The organism is Tabrizicola sp. M-4, assembly GCF_051132405.1.
Classification (GTDB): domain Bacteria; phylum Pseudomonadota; class Alphaproteobacteria; order Rhodobacterales; family Rhodobacteraceae; genus Paragemmobacter.
On sequence record NZ_CP128606.1, the window covers coordinates 1,720,076 to 1,733,728 of the forward strand.

General features: G+C 64.2%; 12 protein-coding genes and 1 pseudogene. 6 read left to right on the forward strand and 7 right to left on the reverse strand.

Going from position 1 to position 13,653, the window contains the following annotated elements:
- Window positions 1-1,344, reverse strand: a complete 1,344-nt coding sequence (locus TabM4_RS08275; protein WP_434622189.1) for a hypothetical protein — start codon at window positions 1,342-1,344, stop codon at window positions 1-3.
- Window positions 1,345-1,365: 21 nt separating this feature from the next.
- Window positions 1,366-1,761, reverse strand: a pseudogene (locus TabM4_RS08280) (DNA methyltransferase); the annotation flags it as partial.
- 229 nt (window positions 1,762-1,990) lie between these two features.
- Between TabM4_RS08280 and TabM4_RS08285 the strand changes: the two are divergent.
- Together TabM4_RS08285 and TabM4_RS08290 are read left to right on the forward strand one after the other, a co-directional pair.
- Window positions 1,991-2,923, forward strand: coding sequence for an IS5 family transposase (locus tag TabM4_RS08285; protein WP_434613568.1), 933 nt, complete (start codon window positions 1,991-1,993; stop codon window positions 2,921-2,923).
- A 56-nt stretch (window positions 2,924-2,979) separates the two neighbouring features.
- On the forward strand, window positions 2,980-3,429 hold the full coding sequence (locus TabM4_RS08290) for a PEP-CTERM sorting domain-containing protein (RefSeq protein ID WP_434621038.1): 450 nt from the start codon (window positions 2,980-2,982) through the stop codon (window positions 3,427-3,429).
- 94 nt (window positions 3,430-3,523) lie between these two features.
- On the opposite strand, the gene TabM4_RS08295 is transcribed toward TabM4_RS08290, so the two are convergent.
- Window positions 3,524-4,756, reverse strand: coding sequence for an aminopeptidase P family protein (locus TabM4_RS08295; RefSeq protein WP_434621041.1), 1,233 nt, complete (start codon window positions 4,754-4,756; stop codon window positions 3,524-3,526).
- Between the two features lie 121 nt (window positions 4,757-4,877).
- Between TabM4_RS08295 and TabM4_RS08300 the strand changes: the two genes are divergently transcribed.
- Both TabM4_RS08300 and TabM4_RS08305 read left to right on the forward strand, forming a co-directional pair.
- Window positions 4,878-5,777, forward strand: a complete 900-nt coding sequence (locus tag TabM4_RS08300) for a LysR substrate-binding domain-containing protein (protein WP_434621044.1) — start codon at window positions 4,878-4,880, stop codon at window positions 5,775-5,777.
- Between the two features lie 42 nt (window positions 5,778-5,819).
- A complete protein-coding gene (locus tag TabM4_RS08305; RefSeq protein WP_434621047.1) occupies window positions 5,820-6,851 on the forward strand; it encodes a GlxA family transcriptional regulator in 1,032 nt (343 codons plus the stop codon).
- Here TabM4_RS08305 and TabM4_RS08310 read toward each other — a convergent pair.
- Window positions 6,836-7,645: a cobalamin B12-binding domain-containing protein gene (locus TabM4_RS08310; RefSeq protein WP_434621050.1), complete on the reverse strand. Its 810-nt coding sequence runs from the start codon at window positions 7,643-7,645 to the stop codon at window positions 6,836-6,838. The genes TabM4_RS08305 and TabM4_RS08310 overlap by 16 nt on opposite strands.
- 48 nt (window positions 7,646-7,693) lie before the next feature.
- On the opposite strand from TabM4_RS08310, the gene TabM4_RS08315 reads away from it, so the two are divergent.
- Window positions 7,694-8,554, forward strand: coding sequence for a heparan-alpha-glucosaminide N-acetyltransferase (locus TabM4_RS08315; RefSeq protein ID WP_434621053.1), 861 nt, complete (start codon window positions 7,694-7,696; stop codon window positions 8,552-8,554).
- Here the strand turns inward: TabM4_RS08315 and TabM4_RS08320 are convergent, their stop codons facing one another.
- The 3 genes from TabM4_RS08320 to TabM4_RS08330 are packed head-to-tail and all read right to left on the reverse strand — an operon-like array spanning window position 8,555 to window position 12,021.
- On the reverse strand, window positions 8,555-9,526 hold the full coding sequence (locus TabM4_RS08320; protein ID WP_434621056.1) for an ABC transporter permease: 972 nt from the start codon (window positions 9,524-9,526) through the stop codon (window positions 8,555-8,557).
- Window positions 9,527-9,529: 3 nt separating this feature from the next.
- On the reverse strand, window positions 9,530-11,023 hold the full coding sequence (locus tag TabM4_RS08325) for a sugar ABC transporter ATP-binding protein (protein WP_434621059.1): 1,494 nt from the start codon (window positions 11,021-11,023) through the stop codon (window positions 9,530-9,532).
- A 56-nt stretch (window positions 11,024-11,079) separates the two neighbouring features.
- Complete coding sequence (locus TabM4_RS08330) at window positions 11,080-12,021, reverse strand: substrate-binding domain-containing protein (RefSeq protein WP_434621062.1); 942 nt, start codon at window positions 12,019-12,021, stop codon at window positions 11,080-11,082.
- 126 nt (window positions 12,022-12,147) lie between these two features.
- Between TabM4_RS08330 and TabM4_RS08335 the strand changes: the two genes are divergently transcribed.
- The gene (locus TabM4_RS08335; protein WP_434621065.1) at window positions 12,148-13,605 is read left to right on the forward strand and encodes a xylulokinase; all 1,458 of its coding nucleotides are present in this window, start codon (window positions 12,148-12,150) and stop codon (window positions 13,603-13,605) included.
- Window positions 13,606-13,653: the final 48 nt, after the last annotated feature.

Genomic DNA, 13,653 nt, shown 5'->3' on the forward strand with positions numbered 1-13,653 from the left:
TCAGGCGTCCAGGTCGATGATCTTCAGGCTTTCGATGCCCCGGTCGTCCACAATCTTCACTGCGACCCGCTTGTGGTCACCCGCTTCGAAGGGCAGCGAGACAGTGCCCCTGAACTGTGCCAGTGCATCCTCGTCCAACTGCGCCCGCAAGGTGGTCTTGAGGCGCATCCAGCCTTCCTTGTCGCCAGCCATCGGGAAGAAGACCTGCCGGGGGAAAAGGGACCGCTGGTTGTAGTCCGTATCCAGTGACCACATAGCGATCTTGTTCTTACCGCCGCTGTCCAACTCGCCCGTCTTCGGATTGAAATAGTCGAAGCCGTTCACTTCGACCTCCCACTTACCGTCCGCGCGCTTGCGAAGGTCCACGTCTGGCTGACCCATCAGCCAGAAGCTCTGGTTGCTGGCCCGCTTCTTCTTAAGGTCCTCGGTAAGCAGGTCGGTGTTCATCTGCACCTTCAGCAGCGTGACGCCGGGCCAGTCCGTTTCATCGATGTCCTTCGCCGCCTCTGGGTCAAAGGTGAAGGCGCAGAAGACAACCATCTTCACTTTAGGCACCAACTTGTCGGCCTCCTGCAGCGCCAGTTCCACCTGCCGCTGTTCCAGCGCGGCATGTTCCGGCCCGAAGCTGACGACCACACGCTCTCCGCTGTCTGCCAGCGACCCGCTGGCGTGCAGCACCTTGGTGCCCGGAATGACTTCCAGATCGGCCAGCTTGAGCATTACACCGCCCTTGCCGCGAATGCCGGTCTTGATCAGTTCGTCGCGCCACAGTGTCTGTCTTGATGTGCCGCCCGAGCGGGCGATGGAGGCATCGGGTTCTGAGCCCGGCAGATCATCGTCCAGCCCCATGACGACGGGGGCGGGTACGGCTTCCACTGTGAACTTGCCGGTCACACGCAGTTTGGTCGGGTCGATTTTTGGCTGGTCATAGAGGGTTTCGGGCTCAGCATTCTCTGAGATGCTCTGGTCCATTCGGCGCTGCATGGTGCGGCGGGCGGAGTGGAAGGCATCGAACGGCGCTTTCAGGGTAGCAGGCCAGTCGGTGGGAAAGTCGAAGGGGACCTCCCATTCGTGCAGGGTTTCGCCCTTCTTGAAGTCGATTTTCTGGCCCTTCCGCACACCTTGGGGGCTGGGCAGGGAATTAGGCTTCGCTGTCAGAAGGGCGGCGTTCAGAGCCGACAAGGCGGCTTCAATCTTGGGATGTTCCTCGTCCCAGATCGTATCGATGTCACGGTTATTGGCAACGGATTTAAGCGTTACGTGCGGCACCGTCTTATAGTCGAACCCACCCTTAACCCCGTCGTGGGGGAAGCGCAGAACATAGTAGTCGAAGCTGGCGGTCATCAGCCGTTGTTTGGCAAGCGTAATGGCCACGCGTGACGTGTCGCAGGTGATCCACCGTCGCCCCCACTTCTCTGCAACGAATGCAGTCGTGCCGGAACCGCAAGTTGGGTCTAGAACGAGGTCACCGGGGTTGGTGGTCATTAGGATGCAGCGCTCGACAACTCTATCGTTTGTTTGGACGACATATATCTTGCCCATGCCACTGCCTGTTGCCGTGTCCATCCAAAGGTTAGAGAGATAAGTAGCGGCAAAGTCATCCAAGTAGCGCTTGCTATCTCTGCCACTTGGGGCGACGCGTCCTGCTTTGATCAAGCGGGGCATGCTCTCTGGGGGAAAACCCCACCAGCGGTCTCCCGCATCAACTTGCTTGCCTTGAAACTCGAACGAGTATTTTTGGCCTGGACCAGGTTTTGTCATCAGAACATAGCGTAGAGGTCGAATGGTGTTTAGATCGTCGCCATCGCGCAGAGTTCTGATTGCACCTGACGGAAGCTCGGCAAGTCGGTACGCGCCAATATCCTCCTCTGGCACCTTCTGAATGAAAAGCTGATTGTATTTGGCCCTCTGTTTGTCCTTCGCATAGGCTCTGTTGCACAAATCGCTTGTGAGGATTCATGTTGTGAATCCAGCGTGATAGCTGGGGTACATGAGCAGACCCACAGCCCCAACCTACAAGACCCGGAACTGGCCAGCCTACAACAAGGCGCTGAAGCGCCGCGGCTCGCTGACGATCTGGTTCGATCCCGCCATGACGTGGGAGGCCGCGCCGACCGGCAAGCGCGGGCGGCAGCCCGACTACAGCGACGCCGCCATTCAGACCTGTCTGACGATGAAGGTTCTATTTGGCATGGCGCTTCGCCAGACGACCGGGTTCGTTGAGAGCCTGTTGCAACTGATCGGCCTGAACTGGGCAGTTCCGGATTTCAGTACGCTGTCACGGCGCCAGAAGACCCTGCAGGTGAACATCGCCTACCGCGGGTCAGACGGTCCCTTGCACCTGCTGGTCGACAGCACGGGCATCAAGGTCGAAGGGGAAGGCGAGTGGAACGCCCGTAAGCATGGTGGCAAGAAGCGACGTGTGTGGCGCAAGATTCACGTCGGGATTGATGAGAAATCTCTGGAAATCCGGGCGGCCGAGTTCACGACCAGCGACGTGGGCGATGCGCCCATGCTCCCCGAGTTGCTTGACCAGATCCCGCCCGACCAGGAGATCGCGACCGTCACCGCCGATGGCGCCTTCGACACCCGCAAATGCCACGACGCCATCGCCGACCGGGGTGCCGCCGCCATCATCCCGCCGCGGAAGAACGCCAAACCTTGGAAACCTGACACCGTCGGTGCAATCGCACGCAATGAAATCCTGCGCACATCAAAACGCGTCGGACGAACCATCTGGCGACGATGGAGCGGCTATCACCGCCGAAGTCGTGCAGAGACCAAGATGCACTGCGTCAAGCTCTTGGGGCAGCGGCTATCCGCTCGGGACTTCGACCGTCAGGTCGCGGAGTTCCAGGTCCGTGTCGCCGTCCTCAACGGCTTCACCGCGCTCGGCATCCCCGTCACGGAAGCCGTGGGATGAGTCTGTCCGGGGTAAGGGGAACCTTGGCCTTCAGCTGATTTGTGCAACAGAGCCCCTTGACGGCAGCGGATGCGATCATCACTGCGGGTCCTTTGACCACCCTGCAGGTGGGTGATTTCGTCGACAATGCGGTCTGTCCAGTCGGTGGTGATGGATGCAACGGGATTATGACGCTGCTCTTCAATTTCGACGTGAACAACGTGTCGTTCGAGTATGGGTACGGAAACCCTGGTGACTTCGCCTCGCTGACGATCCTGAACAGTGTGAATGCGATCCTCGGCTTTCTGAACCTGACGTCGACGTCGGATGTGGTAACGGCTGATCTGTCGTCTTTCGGGACCATCCGTTCGATCCTGTTCAACAATTCGGCGTCGACGGGGGCTGGCTATGCCTTCGGCAACATCACCTACAATCCGGCTTCGGTGGTTCCACTGCCGGGGTCTTTGCCGTTGCTTCTGGCCGGGTTGGGTGGATTGCTCTTCCTGCGGCGTCGGCGAGCGGTCTGAGCGACAACGATCTTGGTCTGCCAGAAGACGGTAATTGTCTCCACGCCATGTGATTGGGCCGCCAATGGCGGCCCTTTTCCGTTCGGTGAGACGTCTATGCGGCGCGCTTGCCGACGATGAGGTGTTCGGGACCGTAGGGGAAGCCGGTGATGTTGCGGTTGCCCTTGTTGTTGTCGTCGGTGATGACGAGGATGTCATGCTCGCGATAGCCGCCCGCGCCGGGGAGGTGGTTCGGGATGGTGATCATCGGTTCCATCGACACGACCATGCCGGGTTCGAGGACGGTGTCGCAATCCTCGCGCAGTTCCAGCCCCGCCTCACGCCCGTAGTAGTGGCAGAGCACGCCGAAACTGTGGCCATAGCCGAAGGAGCGGTACTGAAGGAGGTTCTCGGACGCGTACATCTCGTTCAGTTCCTTCGCGATGTCGCTGCATTTGTTGCCGGGGATCAGAAGTTCCTTGCCGCGGTCATGGACCTTGCAGTTGAACTCCCACAGGCGGAGGTGTTCGTCGGTGGCGGTTTCGGCGAAGAGCGTGCGTTCGAGGGCGACGTAATAGCCTGCGACCATCGGGAAGCAGTTGAGCGAGAGGATGTCGCCGCGTTCGATCTTGCGGCTGGTCACCGGGTTGTGGGCACCGTCGGTGTTGATGCCGGACTGGAACCATGTCCAGGTGTCGAGAAGTTCGCCATGCGGCCAGACCTTGGCGATTTCACGCACCATGGTCGCGGTGGAGTGGAGGGCGACCTCATGTTCGGGGACGCCGACTTGCGTTGCCTCGACGCAGGCAGCGCCGCCGATGTCGGCGATGCGGGTCATCTTTTCGATATGGGCGATTTCCTCGGCCGACTTGATCATGCGCTGGCGCATGGCGGGGGCGGCGATATCGACGAATTCCATCTGGGGGAATTCATGCTTGAGCAGGGCGAGGGTGTCGATGGTGATGTGGTCGAATTCGATGCCCAGACGCTTTACCCCTCCGGTGAGTTGGCGGACGGCGTGGAAGTAGTTGTCCTTCTGCCAGTCGGTATAGGTGACGTTGCGCCCGCCAAAGGTGCGCCGCCACGGCTGGCCGCCGTCGATGCCTGCGGAGATGGAGGTCATGATGTTGTGATCCACCACGAGGCCGTAGCGGCGCCCGAAGTAGCAGAACAGGAAATCCGAGAAGTAGTTGATGTTGTGGTAGGAGGTGAAGAGCGCGGCGTCGATGCCGAGGTCGGTCATGACCTTGCGGATGTTGGTCAGACGGCGTTCCATTTCCGTGGCGCTGAAGGTGGGGGTGGGGCGGTCACCGTTGCCCACGTAGTTCTGCAGTCTTTCGCGTTCCATGATGGCCTCCGTCGCCGATGCGGTTCTTGGCGCGGAAGTTCGCGGGAACAGGGGACGTTGTCAAAAGAGGCTTTCTCATGCATCACGTGAGAAAATCTCATTTGGCATCGGGTGTCCCTTCATGCAGATTCCTCTGAACGCCTTGCGGGCATTGGATGCAGTTGTAAAGACAGGGTCCTTCAAGGCTGCGGCGGATTTACTTTTCGTCACGCAGTCGGCGGTCAGTCACCAGATCCGGCATCTGGAGGAATGGCTGGGCGGGCCGCTGTTCGACCGTGAGGGGGGGAGGCCACGCCTGCTGCCGCATGGGGCGGAGTTGGCGCGGGCGGTGAGCCTGTCGCTGGCCGAGATGGAGGCGGCCTGCGGGCGGGCGAGGACGGGGATGATGGCGGGACCGCTGGTCATCGCAGCCATTCCTTCGGTTGCGGTGTGCTGGCTGATCCCTCGGTTGGCGGGGTTCCGGGCGGCGCATCCGGATATGGAGATCAGGGTGGTTTATGCCATGCATGGAAGGGATGTGGATTTTCGGGATGTGCATCTTGCCTTCGTCTTTGCCAAGGGCCTGCCGGAGTTGGCGGGGGTGACGGCGGAGCCTTTCCTGCCGGGCGAAAGCGTGCCAGTGTGCAGCCCCGCGATCCTGCGGGGCACGCGGCCGGAGCGACCGTCCGAGTTCCTGTCGCTGGGGCTTTTGCACGACACGGACCAGTCGGGATGGGCGGCGTGGTTCCGGCGGATGGGGGTGCCTTTGCCGGTGCTGGCGGGGGCGCCGGTCTTCGAGGATTTCAACCTGCTGCGGGCGGCGGCGCTGGCCGGGCAGGGTGTTGCGTTATGCCCAAGGGCGATGATCGGCGATGACATCGCGGCGGGGCGATTGGTCGCCCTTTCCGATGTTTCGGTTCAGGAGGATCAGGGCTATTACCTGCTGTCGGGGCCGGGAGCGCAGGGCGCGCTTGCGCAGGCTGCGCTGTTCTTCAGGGACTGGGCCTTTGCCGCGCGCGGGGGCATGGCGGGAGCAGGCTGAGGACGCGGCAGGCATGGGACGGGTTCAACGATGGAGAGACGGATGACCGCCAATTTCGTGCCCAAGGGCGTGGCGCATGTTCCGGTGCCGAAAGTGGGTGAACCGGTTCGGATGGCCTTCGTCCTGCTGCCCAATTTCTCGCTGATTGCCTTCTCTTCGGCCATCGAGCCGTTGCGGATCGCCAATCAGTTGGCTGGGCAGGCGCTGTTCGAATGGGAGGTGCTGTCGGAGGATGGCGCGGCGGTGGGCTGTTCCAACGGGGTGAAATTGCAGGTGGACGGGGCCTTGGGTGAGACGAAGCCCAAGGCGATGGTCTTCGTCTGCGCCGGGGTGGAGCCCGAGAGATCGGCCAGCCGCAAGGTAGCCGACTGGATGCGCCAGCAATGGCGTCAGGGGCGGACGGTGGGGGGGCTTTGCACTGGGGCCTATGCGCTGGCCAAGGCAGGGATACTGGAGGGGCGGCGGTTCACCCTGCATTGGGAGAACCTGCCGCCTTTCGTGGAAACCTTTGGGCACCTGCGTCCGCTGGAGCAGCTTTACTGCATCGACGGGCGTATCCTGACATGTGCCGGTGGCGCGGCAGCGACCGATCTGTTCATCGAGATCATCGCGAAGAATTTCGGGGACCGGTTGGCCGATGCCGTGTTGAAGATGTGCCTGCACGGGCAGCAGCGCCCGGCGGACCTGCGGCAGCGGATGTCGCTTTCCTCGACCATCGGGATCCGCAATCCGGTGCTTGTCGAGGTGATCCGCCGTTTCGAGGAGAACCTCGAGCAGGGGGTTGAGATCGACGGTCTGGCGACGGAACTGGGGGTTTCGCGCAGGCAAGTGGAGCGGTTGTTCCAGCGCTATGTCGGGATGTCGCCCAAACAGTACCTGAACGGGCTGCGGCTTGAACGCGCGCGGGCCCTCCTGACGGAGACGGACCTGCCGGTGGCGGAAGTGGCCTATGGCTGCGGGTTCAATGCGACGAACACCTTCACCAAGGCGTTCCGGCAACGCTATGGCGTGTCACCGCGGCGTTTGTCGAACCGGCAGGGGGCGGGGCGTGGGCAGGATCAGGAGCCTGTCTGAAGCGCTGCGGTCTGCGTCTCGAACCAGCGGAAGGCGGATTCCAGATCGGGGTCGCAATTGTCCACACCCGGGAGGGCCAGCACGGCGCCGGGGTCGGCGGTGATCTGACCGGAGACCAGAACGACAGCCTCGGGCCGGGCGACGGTGAGGGCGACGACAAGGCGCCCCAGCGCCGCGAGCGAGTGGGTTGAGCCAGCGGAGAAGCCGAAGATGAGGTCCTTCGAGGCCTCGAACTGTGCGGAAAGCTCGTCATGGCTATGGCCGATGAGGAGCGTGATGTCCCATCCGCGCGCGCGGAAGACATCCGTCGCGGCAGAAATGCCCAGCGTATGCATGTCGCCGGGGACCAGCGCGAAGGTTGCAGATTTGTGCAGGCCGTGTTCGATGCGATGCGTGGGACGGCGGCGATAGCGGAGGTAGGAATAGATGCGGGACGCCCCGACCGTCGCCTCGAGGAATGAGATCTTGTCGGCATTCCAGAGGGTCCCGATTTCCTTTGCGATGGGGCCAAGCCGTTCGGACAGGAACCAGTCGAGGGCCTGCAGCGGATCGTCGAGGGATTCGAGGGCGGTGGAGGCCTCTTCCTCGCTGCCGGTCGACAGGGCCATGGCAGCGGCGAGGATCGCCTGCTTGTCGCGTGCCTTGCGGATTTGTACGGCACGACGGGCAACCTGATGCAGCACTTCGGTCGCGAGAGCAGATACGTGCTCACGCGAGTCGAAACGGCTCTTGCCGGCGGATGAAGCATCCGCCTGTAGCGCGTCCGAAGTGTGATTGTCGTATTCTGATGACATCGCAGCCTGCGCGGATCGTTGATCGTCCGCCTCGGTTCCCTAGGATTGATGGGCGCACAGGCGCGGCGGGAAGTCAATCCGCGAATGGTCGCGGTGGGGCAGGGCGATGGTCTGTGTTGCCTTGCAGGATTGTCGATTTCGGACCAGAAGGAGGGGCGGCGACAGGCGGGGGGTGGCATGGCGGGTGGAACGGAGGGGCGGCTGGTCGTCATCGATCTGGCCCGGACGGTGGCCCTGATCGGGATGGCGGTGTTCCATTTCACCTTCGATCTTGAGATGTTCGGTCTTGTCGCGCCGGGCACCACGACGACCGGGGGCTGGGCTATCTTTGCGCGGGTTGTGGCTGGGAGTTTCTTGTTTCTGGCGGGGGTGTCGCTGGTGCTGGGGCATGGCGGCGGCATCCGCTGGCCGTCCTTCCTGCGACGTATGGCCAAGCTGGCCGGGGCGGCGCTTCTGGTGACGGCGGGGACCTATGCGGCCTTTCCGAATGCCTTTGTCTTTTTCGGAATCCTGCACTCCATTGCCTTGGCAAGTCTTTTGGGGCTGGCTGTGATCCGGTTGCCCGCTGTGGGCCTGCTGCTGCTGGCGGCGTTGGTGGTGGCGGTGGATCGGAGCGTCGCTCTGGAGGCGCTGAACCCGCGCTGGTGGGCATGGATCGGGTTGGGGACGATGCAGCCGCCTTCGGTGGATCTCGTGCCAGTGTTTCCGTGGTTCGCCTCGGTTCTGATGGGGATGGCGATGGCGAAGCTGGCGGGTGCGGGAGGGTTGTGGTCGCGGCTGGCGGCAGGGCAGCCGTCTGGGATTGCGCGGTGGCTGGCATGGCCGGGGCAGCATTCGCTGGTGATCTATCTGCTGCACCAGCCTGTGCTGATCGGGGGGCTTTGGCTTTTCCTCTGGCTGCGCGCGTGATCAGCGCCCGCGCAGGGCGCGGCGTCCAAATGCGCTGAATGACACTGCGGCGAGGATGATCGCGCCGACAAGGACCTGGCGGACATAGCTATCGACTTGAAGCTGGGTCAGGCCGTTGTCCATGACGCCTAGGGTTATGACGCCTGCTACGGTGGCCAGCACATGGGGTTGTCCGTCGCGCGTGATCGTCATGCCAAGGAAGACGGCAGCGATGGCGGTGAGCATCAGCCCGTCACCCTGCACCGGATTGGCGGAGGCGACGCGGGAGGCGTACATCAGCCCCGCCAGAGCGGCACCCAGCCCGGTGAAGGCGAAGGCCGAAAGCCGCAAGGCGCGGGTCCGCACGCCTGCCAGACGCGCGGCCTCGGAATTGCCGCCGATGGCGTAGAGGCGGCGGCCATAGGTCGTGTGTTCGAGGATGATCAATATCGCCAGCGTCACCAGTGCCGCGAGGATGGTCAGCGAGGGCAGGAGAAGAGGTTTGTCCGCAAGGCTTCCGATGGGCAGGCCGCCGCGCGCGAAATCGGAAAAGGCCTGCGGGATGTCGCGCCCGAAGATCGTCTTGCCGCCAGAGGCGAGGAAGGCCGCGCCGGAGAAGATCGTGAGGGTGGCAAGGGTGGCCACGAAGGGCAGAATGCCGATCAGGCTGACCAGCACTCCGTTAAAGAGGCCACCCAGCAGACCTACGGAAAGCGCTGCCCCCAGCGCGGCGGGGATCGGCCAGTCCTGGGTGAAGAGCACCGCTGCGACCACGCCCGAGAGCGAGGCCATGGCCCCGACCGACAGGTCGAAATCGCCCATGACCATCACGACGGTCATCGTGACGGCGACGACGGTCAGCATGGAAAGCTGTTGGGTGATATTGATCCAGTTGCGCGCGGTCATGAAGGTTTCGGGAAGCGCGATCCAGAAGAAGAGGATGATCGCAACCATGCCGAAGAGGGAACCATAGCGACGGGCAAGGGCGGACATGGATCAGACGGGCCTTTCGTAGCATGCGGAGAGGAGCGCGGCCTCGGTCAGGCCTGCGGCGGGCAGGATCCGTGTAAGGCGGCCCGCGTTCAGGATGGCGATGCGATCCGAAAGGCCGATGAGTTCGGGCAGATCGGAGGAGACGACGATCACGGCGGTTCCTTCGGCCGCAGCGGTGCGGATCAGGCTGTAGATGTCGAACTTGGCGCCCACATCCACGCCGCGCGTCGGTTCGTCCAGCAGGAGGAGGCGCGGCCTTCCGGCCATGGCGCGGGCGAAGAGGACCTTCTGCTGGTTGCCGCCCGAAAGCTCGGCCACCGGCTGTCCGGGGCCGGTGGATTTGAGGCGGACCGAGTCGGAAAGGCTGTGGACCAGTGCCTCGGTCGCGCGGGGACGCAGGAAGCCATAGCGCGAAAGGTTGGCAAGATGCGGCAGGGCGATGGTTTCCGAAAGGGCGCGGGCGGGCATGACGCCTTCGCTGCGCCTTTCCCGCGGGATGTAGGCCAGACCGCTTTGCCATGCACCGGAGGGGGTATCGGGGAGCGCTGTGTCGAAAAGGGTGATCTCCCCGAGCCTCGGCAGCGCGCCCATGAGGGCCCTGAGCAGGGCCCCGCGCCCGGAGCCGGAAAGACCGGCGATGCCGAGGACCTCGCCCGTCGAGAGATCGAGGTCGAGGCTTTCGATTCCTTCGGTCCGAAGGTTCCGGATGCGGAGGACGGAAGCGGCGCCGGATGGCGCAGGACGGGGTGGGAAGAGGTCGGACAGGGCGCGGCCCGTCATGTCGTGAATCAGGCGGTCACGGTCGGTTTCCCGGCGGGAATGGGTGGCGACATGGGCCCCGTCGCGCAGGATGGTGATGCGGTCGGCCAGCGTCATCACCTCGTCCATCCGATGGGAGACATAGAGGATGGCCGCGCCCTGTCCTTTCAGCCGGGCGATGGCGTCGAAGAGGCGGGCGGATTCCGCCCCCGTCAGAGCGGCTGTGGGTTCATCCATGACATAGAGCCAAGGGGTGGGATCGGCGGGCAGGAGGGTCGCCGCGATGCGGACGAGCATCTGGTCCCCGGGGCCGAGGTCGCCCATCATGGTGCGGCTGTCGATATGGTCGACGCCAAGGTCGTGCAGTGCCCGGGTCGCGGCGCGGTGCAGGGCGGACCAATGGACAAGACCGATGCGGCGCGGGTAAGGGCGGGACAGATGCATGTTCTCGGCCACATCCAGTGCGGGCACGACATGCAGTTCCTGATGCAGGAAGCGGAAGCCCGCCGCCTCGGCCCGTTTGGGGGTGCCGAGCGTCAGGGGCCGGCCGTCCAGCAGAATGGTGCCTGCATCTGGCTGTTCCAGGCCGGCAAGGATGCGGATCAGGGTGGATTTGCCTGCGCCATTCTCTCCCATCAGTGCATGGACTTCGCCACCCCGCAGATCGAGGGCGGCGGATGTCAGCGCGCGGGAGGGGCCGTAGGATTTGCTGAGGCCCGAGATCAGGAGCTTTGGCATGGGTCTTGGGGGAGGCGAGGGACGGGCGAATGGCTGCGGTCCCGCCCCTGGGCCTGTCATTCGGCGGCGTTGGCGGAGGTGACCAATTTGGTGGGCACGTAGATCACATTGGCCTTCAGCGTCTCGCCCGCCAGGACACGGGCCACCGTATCGGCCGTCGTCGTGCCGATGCCTGCGAAATCCTGGGCGATGGAGGCTTCGAAATTGCCGCCCTTTGCGATGGCCTCGCGGGCCTGCGGGTTCGCGTCGATGCCGGTGATCACGATGCCTTCGCCTTCGCGGCCCGCCGCCTCGATCGCCTGAAGCGCGCCGAGGGCGGGTTGGTCCCATGCGGCCCAGACGGCCTTGATGCTGCCCGGTTCGGGATTGGCAGCGAGGATCGCCTCCATCTTGGCGCGGCTGTCGGCGATGCCGCCATCCGAGACGTCGGGCGTGACGCGGTCGAGCACGGTGATGTCGGGGTGATTGGCGAAGACGGCGTCAGCGATGGCGCCGCGCACCTGCACCGGCGGGAAGGCGTCGAAGACGAACATCACGACATTGCCTGCACCGCCGATGCGGTTGGCGACATAGACCGAGGTTTCGGCAGCCATGGCATAGCCGTTCGAGGTGATGTTGGCCTTGATGCGGGGATCGGCACCGGCATCCATGCCGAAGACCGGAATGTCGGCGGCGACGGCGGCATCCAGACCCGCACCCACCTGTGCCGGATCGACGTTCAGGACGATCGCATCGACTCCTTGGGTCGCCGCATCCTCCATCCGCGCGATGACGGCGGCAACGTCGCCCGCCGTGTCGATCACATTGACCTGCCAACCCAGTTCCTTGGCGCGGGCCTCGAAGGCCTCGACATAGAACTGGGTGCCGGGCTGGGAAAGATAGGGGGTGATAACGGCTATGGTCTCCCCCTCGGCCAGCGCGGCCGAACCCATGAGGGTTGAGAAGGAAAGGGCAAGGGCGAGGCGGCGGCTGAGGCGGCCTGCGATGGATGTGGTCATGCTGCGGTCTCCCTGTTCTGTCACCCTTGGCCTTGGGCTTGCGGTGATCTTGCGGGGGAATGATTGTCAGGCCAGTCTGGCGGCGTCCAGTGGGAATGCGCGGCGGGCAGGCAGGGAGGAGCGGGGATGCAAGGCCATCTGATCGGCATCGATGTGGGGACGACCTCGGTCAAGGCGGTGATGCTGGATGCGGCGGGGCGGCGGTTGGCCGATTTCGCGGCGGGCTACCCCACGATGCGCCCGGCGCCGGGGCGGGCCGAACAGGACCCGGAGGACTGGCTGCGGCTTGTGCGGCGGGCGCTGGAACGGTTCGCTGCGGTGGGTGGCCCTGTCGCGGGCATCTGCGTGACGAGCCAGGTAAACACGCATGTCTTCGTCGATGGGGATTTGGGTGTGCTGCATCCGGCCATCGTTTGGCAGGACGGGCGGGCGGCTGCGGCGGGTGCAGGTCTGGAAGAAGCGATCAGCCCGGAGGAAAAGACCGCATGGCTGGGTGCGCCGATCCCGGTGGATGCCAGCCACGCGCTGGCGCGGATGGGCTGGATGCAGGCGGAGCGGCCGGAGATATGGGCGCGCTGCGCGCATGTGCTTTTGCCGCGCGACTGGATCGTGGGGCGGCTGACGGGGCAACTGGCCTGTGATCCCATGTCCTCGGTCGGGCTGGTGACGCCGGGCTTGCGCTATGCGGACCTTCTGATCGCGCGTCTGCCGGGGGCGGCGGAGCGGTTGGTTCCCCTTGCCGATCCCTTGGAGGTGGTGGGCCGCATCGGGCCGGGGTGGCCGCTTTCTGGAACGCCCGTCGTCCTTGGAATGATGGACGCATGGGCAAGTCTGTTCGGACTTGGCGTCGCGCGGGACGGGGAGGGTATGTATCTTTCCGGCACCTCGGAGGTGATGGGGGTCGTTTCGCGAAGCGCATCTGGCGAGCCGGGGGTGATCACTTTCCCGGAATGGCGGAGGGTGCGGTTCCATGCCGGACCGACGCAATCGGGTGGGGCGTCGCTTGACTGGGTGGCGCGTCTTGTCGGGCAGGATGTGGAGGGGGCCTTGGCGATGGCCGGGCCGGTGGAGGATCGCGCACCGCTGTTCCTGCCGCATCTGGCTGGGGAGCGGGCGCCCATCTGGGATGCGGCCTCGCGCGGTGGATTTGCGGGCCTGAGTGCTGCGACGGGGCCGGAAGAGATGGTGACGGCGGTGCTTGAGGGGGTGGCCTTTTCGGCGCGGCTGGCTTTCGAGGCGTTGGAGCGGTCGGGCGGGGTGCGGGTGCCGGTGATCCGGGCGGGGGGCGGTGGGCTTCTGTCGGACCTTTGGGCGCAGATGAGGGCGGATGCCTTCGGTCGGCCACTGTTGCGGATGGCGGGGCGCGACCCGGCGGCAGTTGGGGCGGCGGTCATGGCAGGGGTTGGTATCGGTGCGATGCCTGATCTGGCGAGCGCGGCCGTGGCGTTGGTTCAAAGCGACAGGGTGTTCGAACCTGATCCGTTGGCGGTTGAACGGGCGGATCGCCGCTTTGCGCTTTGGCGTGGACTGTATGAGTCGTTGCGCCCTATCAACCATGCGCTGGCGAGAGGTAGCCTCTCTTGATGTTGCCCTGCCCGCCGCTACCTGCGCTGCGCCGCCGTGCTGGAGGAC

Excerpts from the sequence above, each read along its gene's own strand:
- TabM4_RS08275 (WP_434622189.1), bottom strand. The coding sequence starts at position 1,344 with ATGACCGCCAGCTTCGACTACTATGTTCTGCGCTTCCCCCACGACGGG.
- TabM4_RS08285 (WP_434613568.1), top strand. The coding sequence starts at position 1,991 with ATGAGCAGACCCACAGCCCCAACCTACAAGACCCGGAACTGGCCAGCC.
- TabM4_RS08295 (WP_434621041.1), bottom strand. The coding sequence starts at position 4,756 with ATGGAACGCGAAAGACTGCAGAACTACGTGGGCAACGGTGACCGCCCC.
- TabM4_RS08300 (WP_434621044.1), top strand. The coding sequence starts at position 4,878 with ATGCAGATTCCTCTGAACGCCTTGCGGGCATTGGATGCAGTTGTAAAG.
- TabM4_RS08305 (WP_434621047.1), top strand. The coding sequence starts at position 5,820 with ATGACCGCCAATTTCGTGCCCAAGGGCGTGGCGCATGTTCCGGTGCCG.
- TabM4_RS08310 (WP_434621050.1), bottom strand. The coding sequence starts at position 7,645 with ATGTCATCAGAATACGACAATCACACTTCGGACGCGCTACAGGCGGAT.
- TabM4_RS08315 (WP_434621053.1), top strand. The coding sequence starts at position 7,694 with ATGGGCGCACAGGCGCGGCGGGAAGTCAATCCGCGAATGGTCGCGGTG.
- TabM4_RS08320 (WP_434621056.1), bottom strand. The coding sequence starts at position 9,526 with ATGTCCGCCCTTGCCCGTCGCTATGGTTCCCTCTTCGGCATGGTTGCG.
- TabM4_RS08325 (WP_434621059.1), bottom strand. The coding sequence starts at position 11,023 with ATGCCAAAGCTCCTGATCTCGGGCCTCAGCAAATCCTACGGCCCCTCC.
- TabM4_RS08330 (WP_434621062.1), bottom strand. The coding sequence starts at position 12,021 with ATGACCACATCCATCGCAGGCCGCCTCAGCCGCCGCCTCGCCCTTGCC.
- TabM4_RS08335 (WP_434621065.1), top strand. The coding sequence starts at position 12,148 with ATGCAAGGCCATCTGATCGGCATCGATGTGGGGACGACCTCGGTCAAG.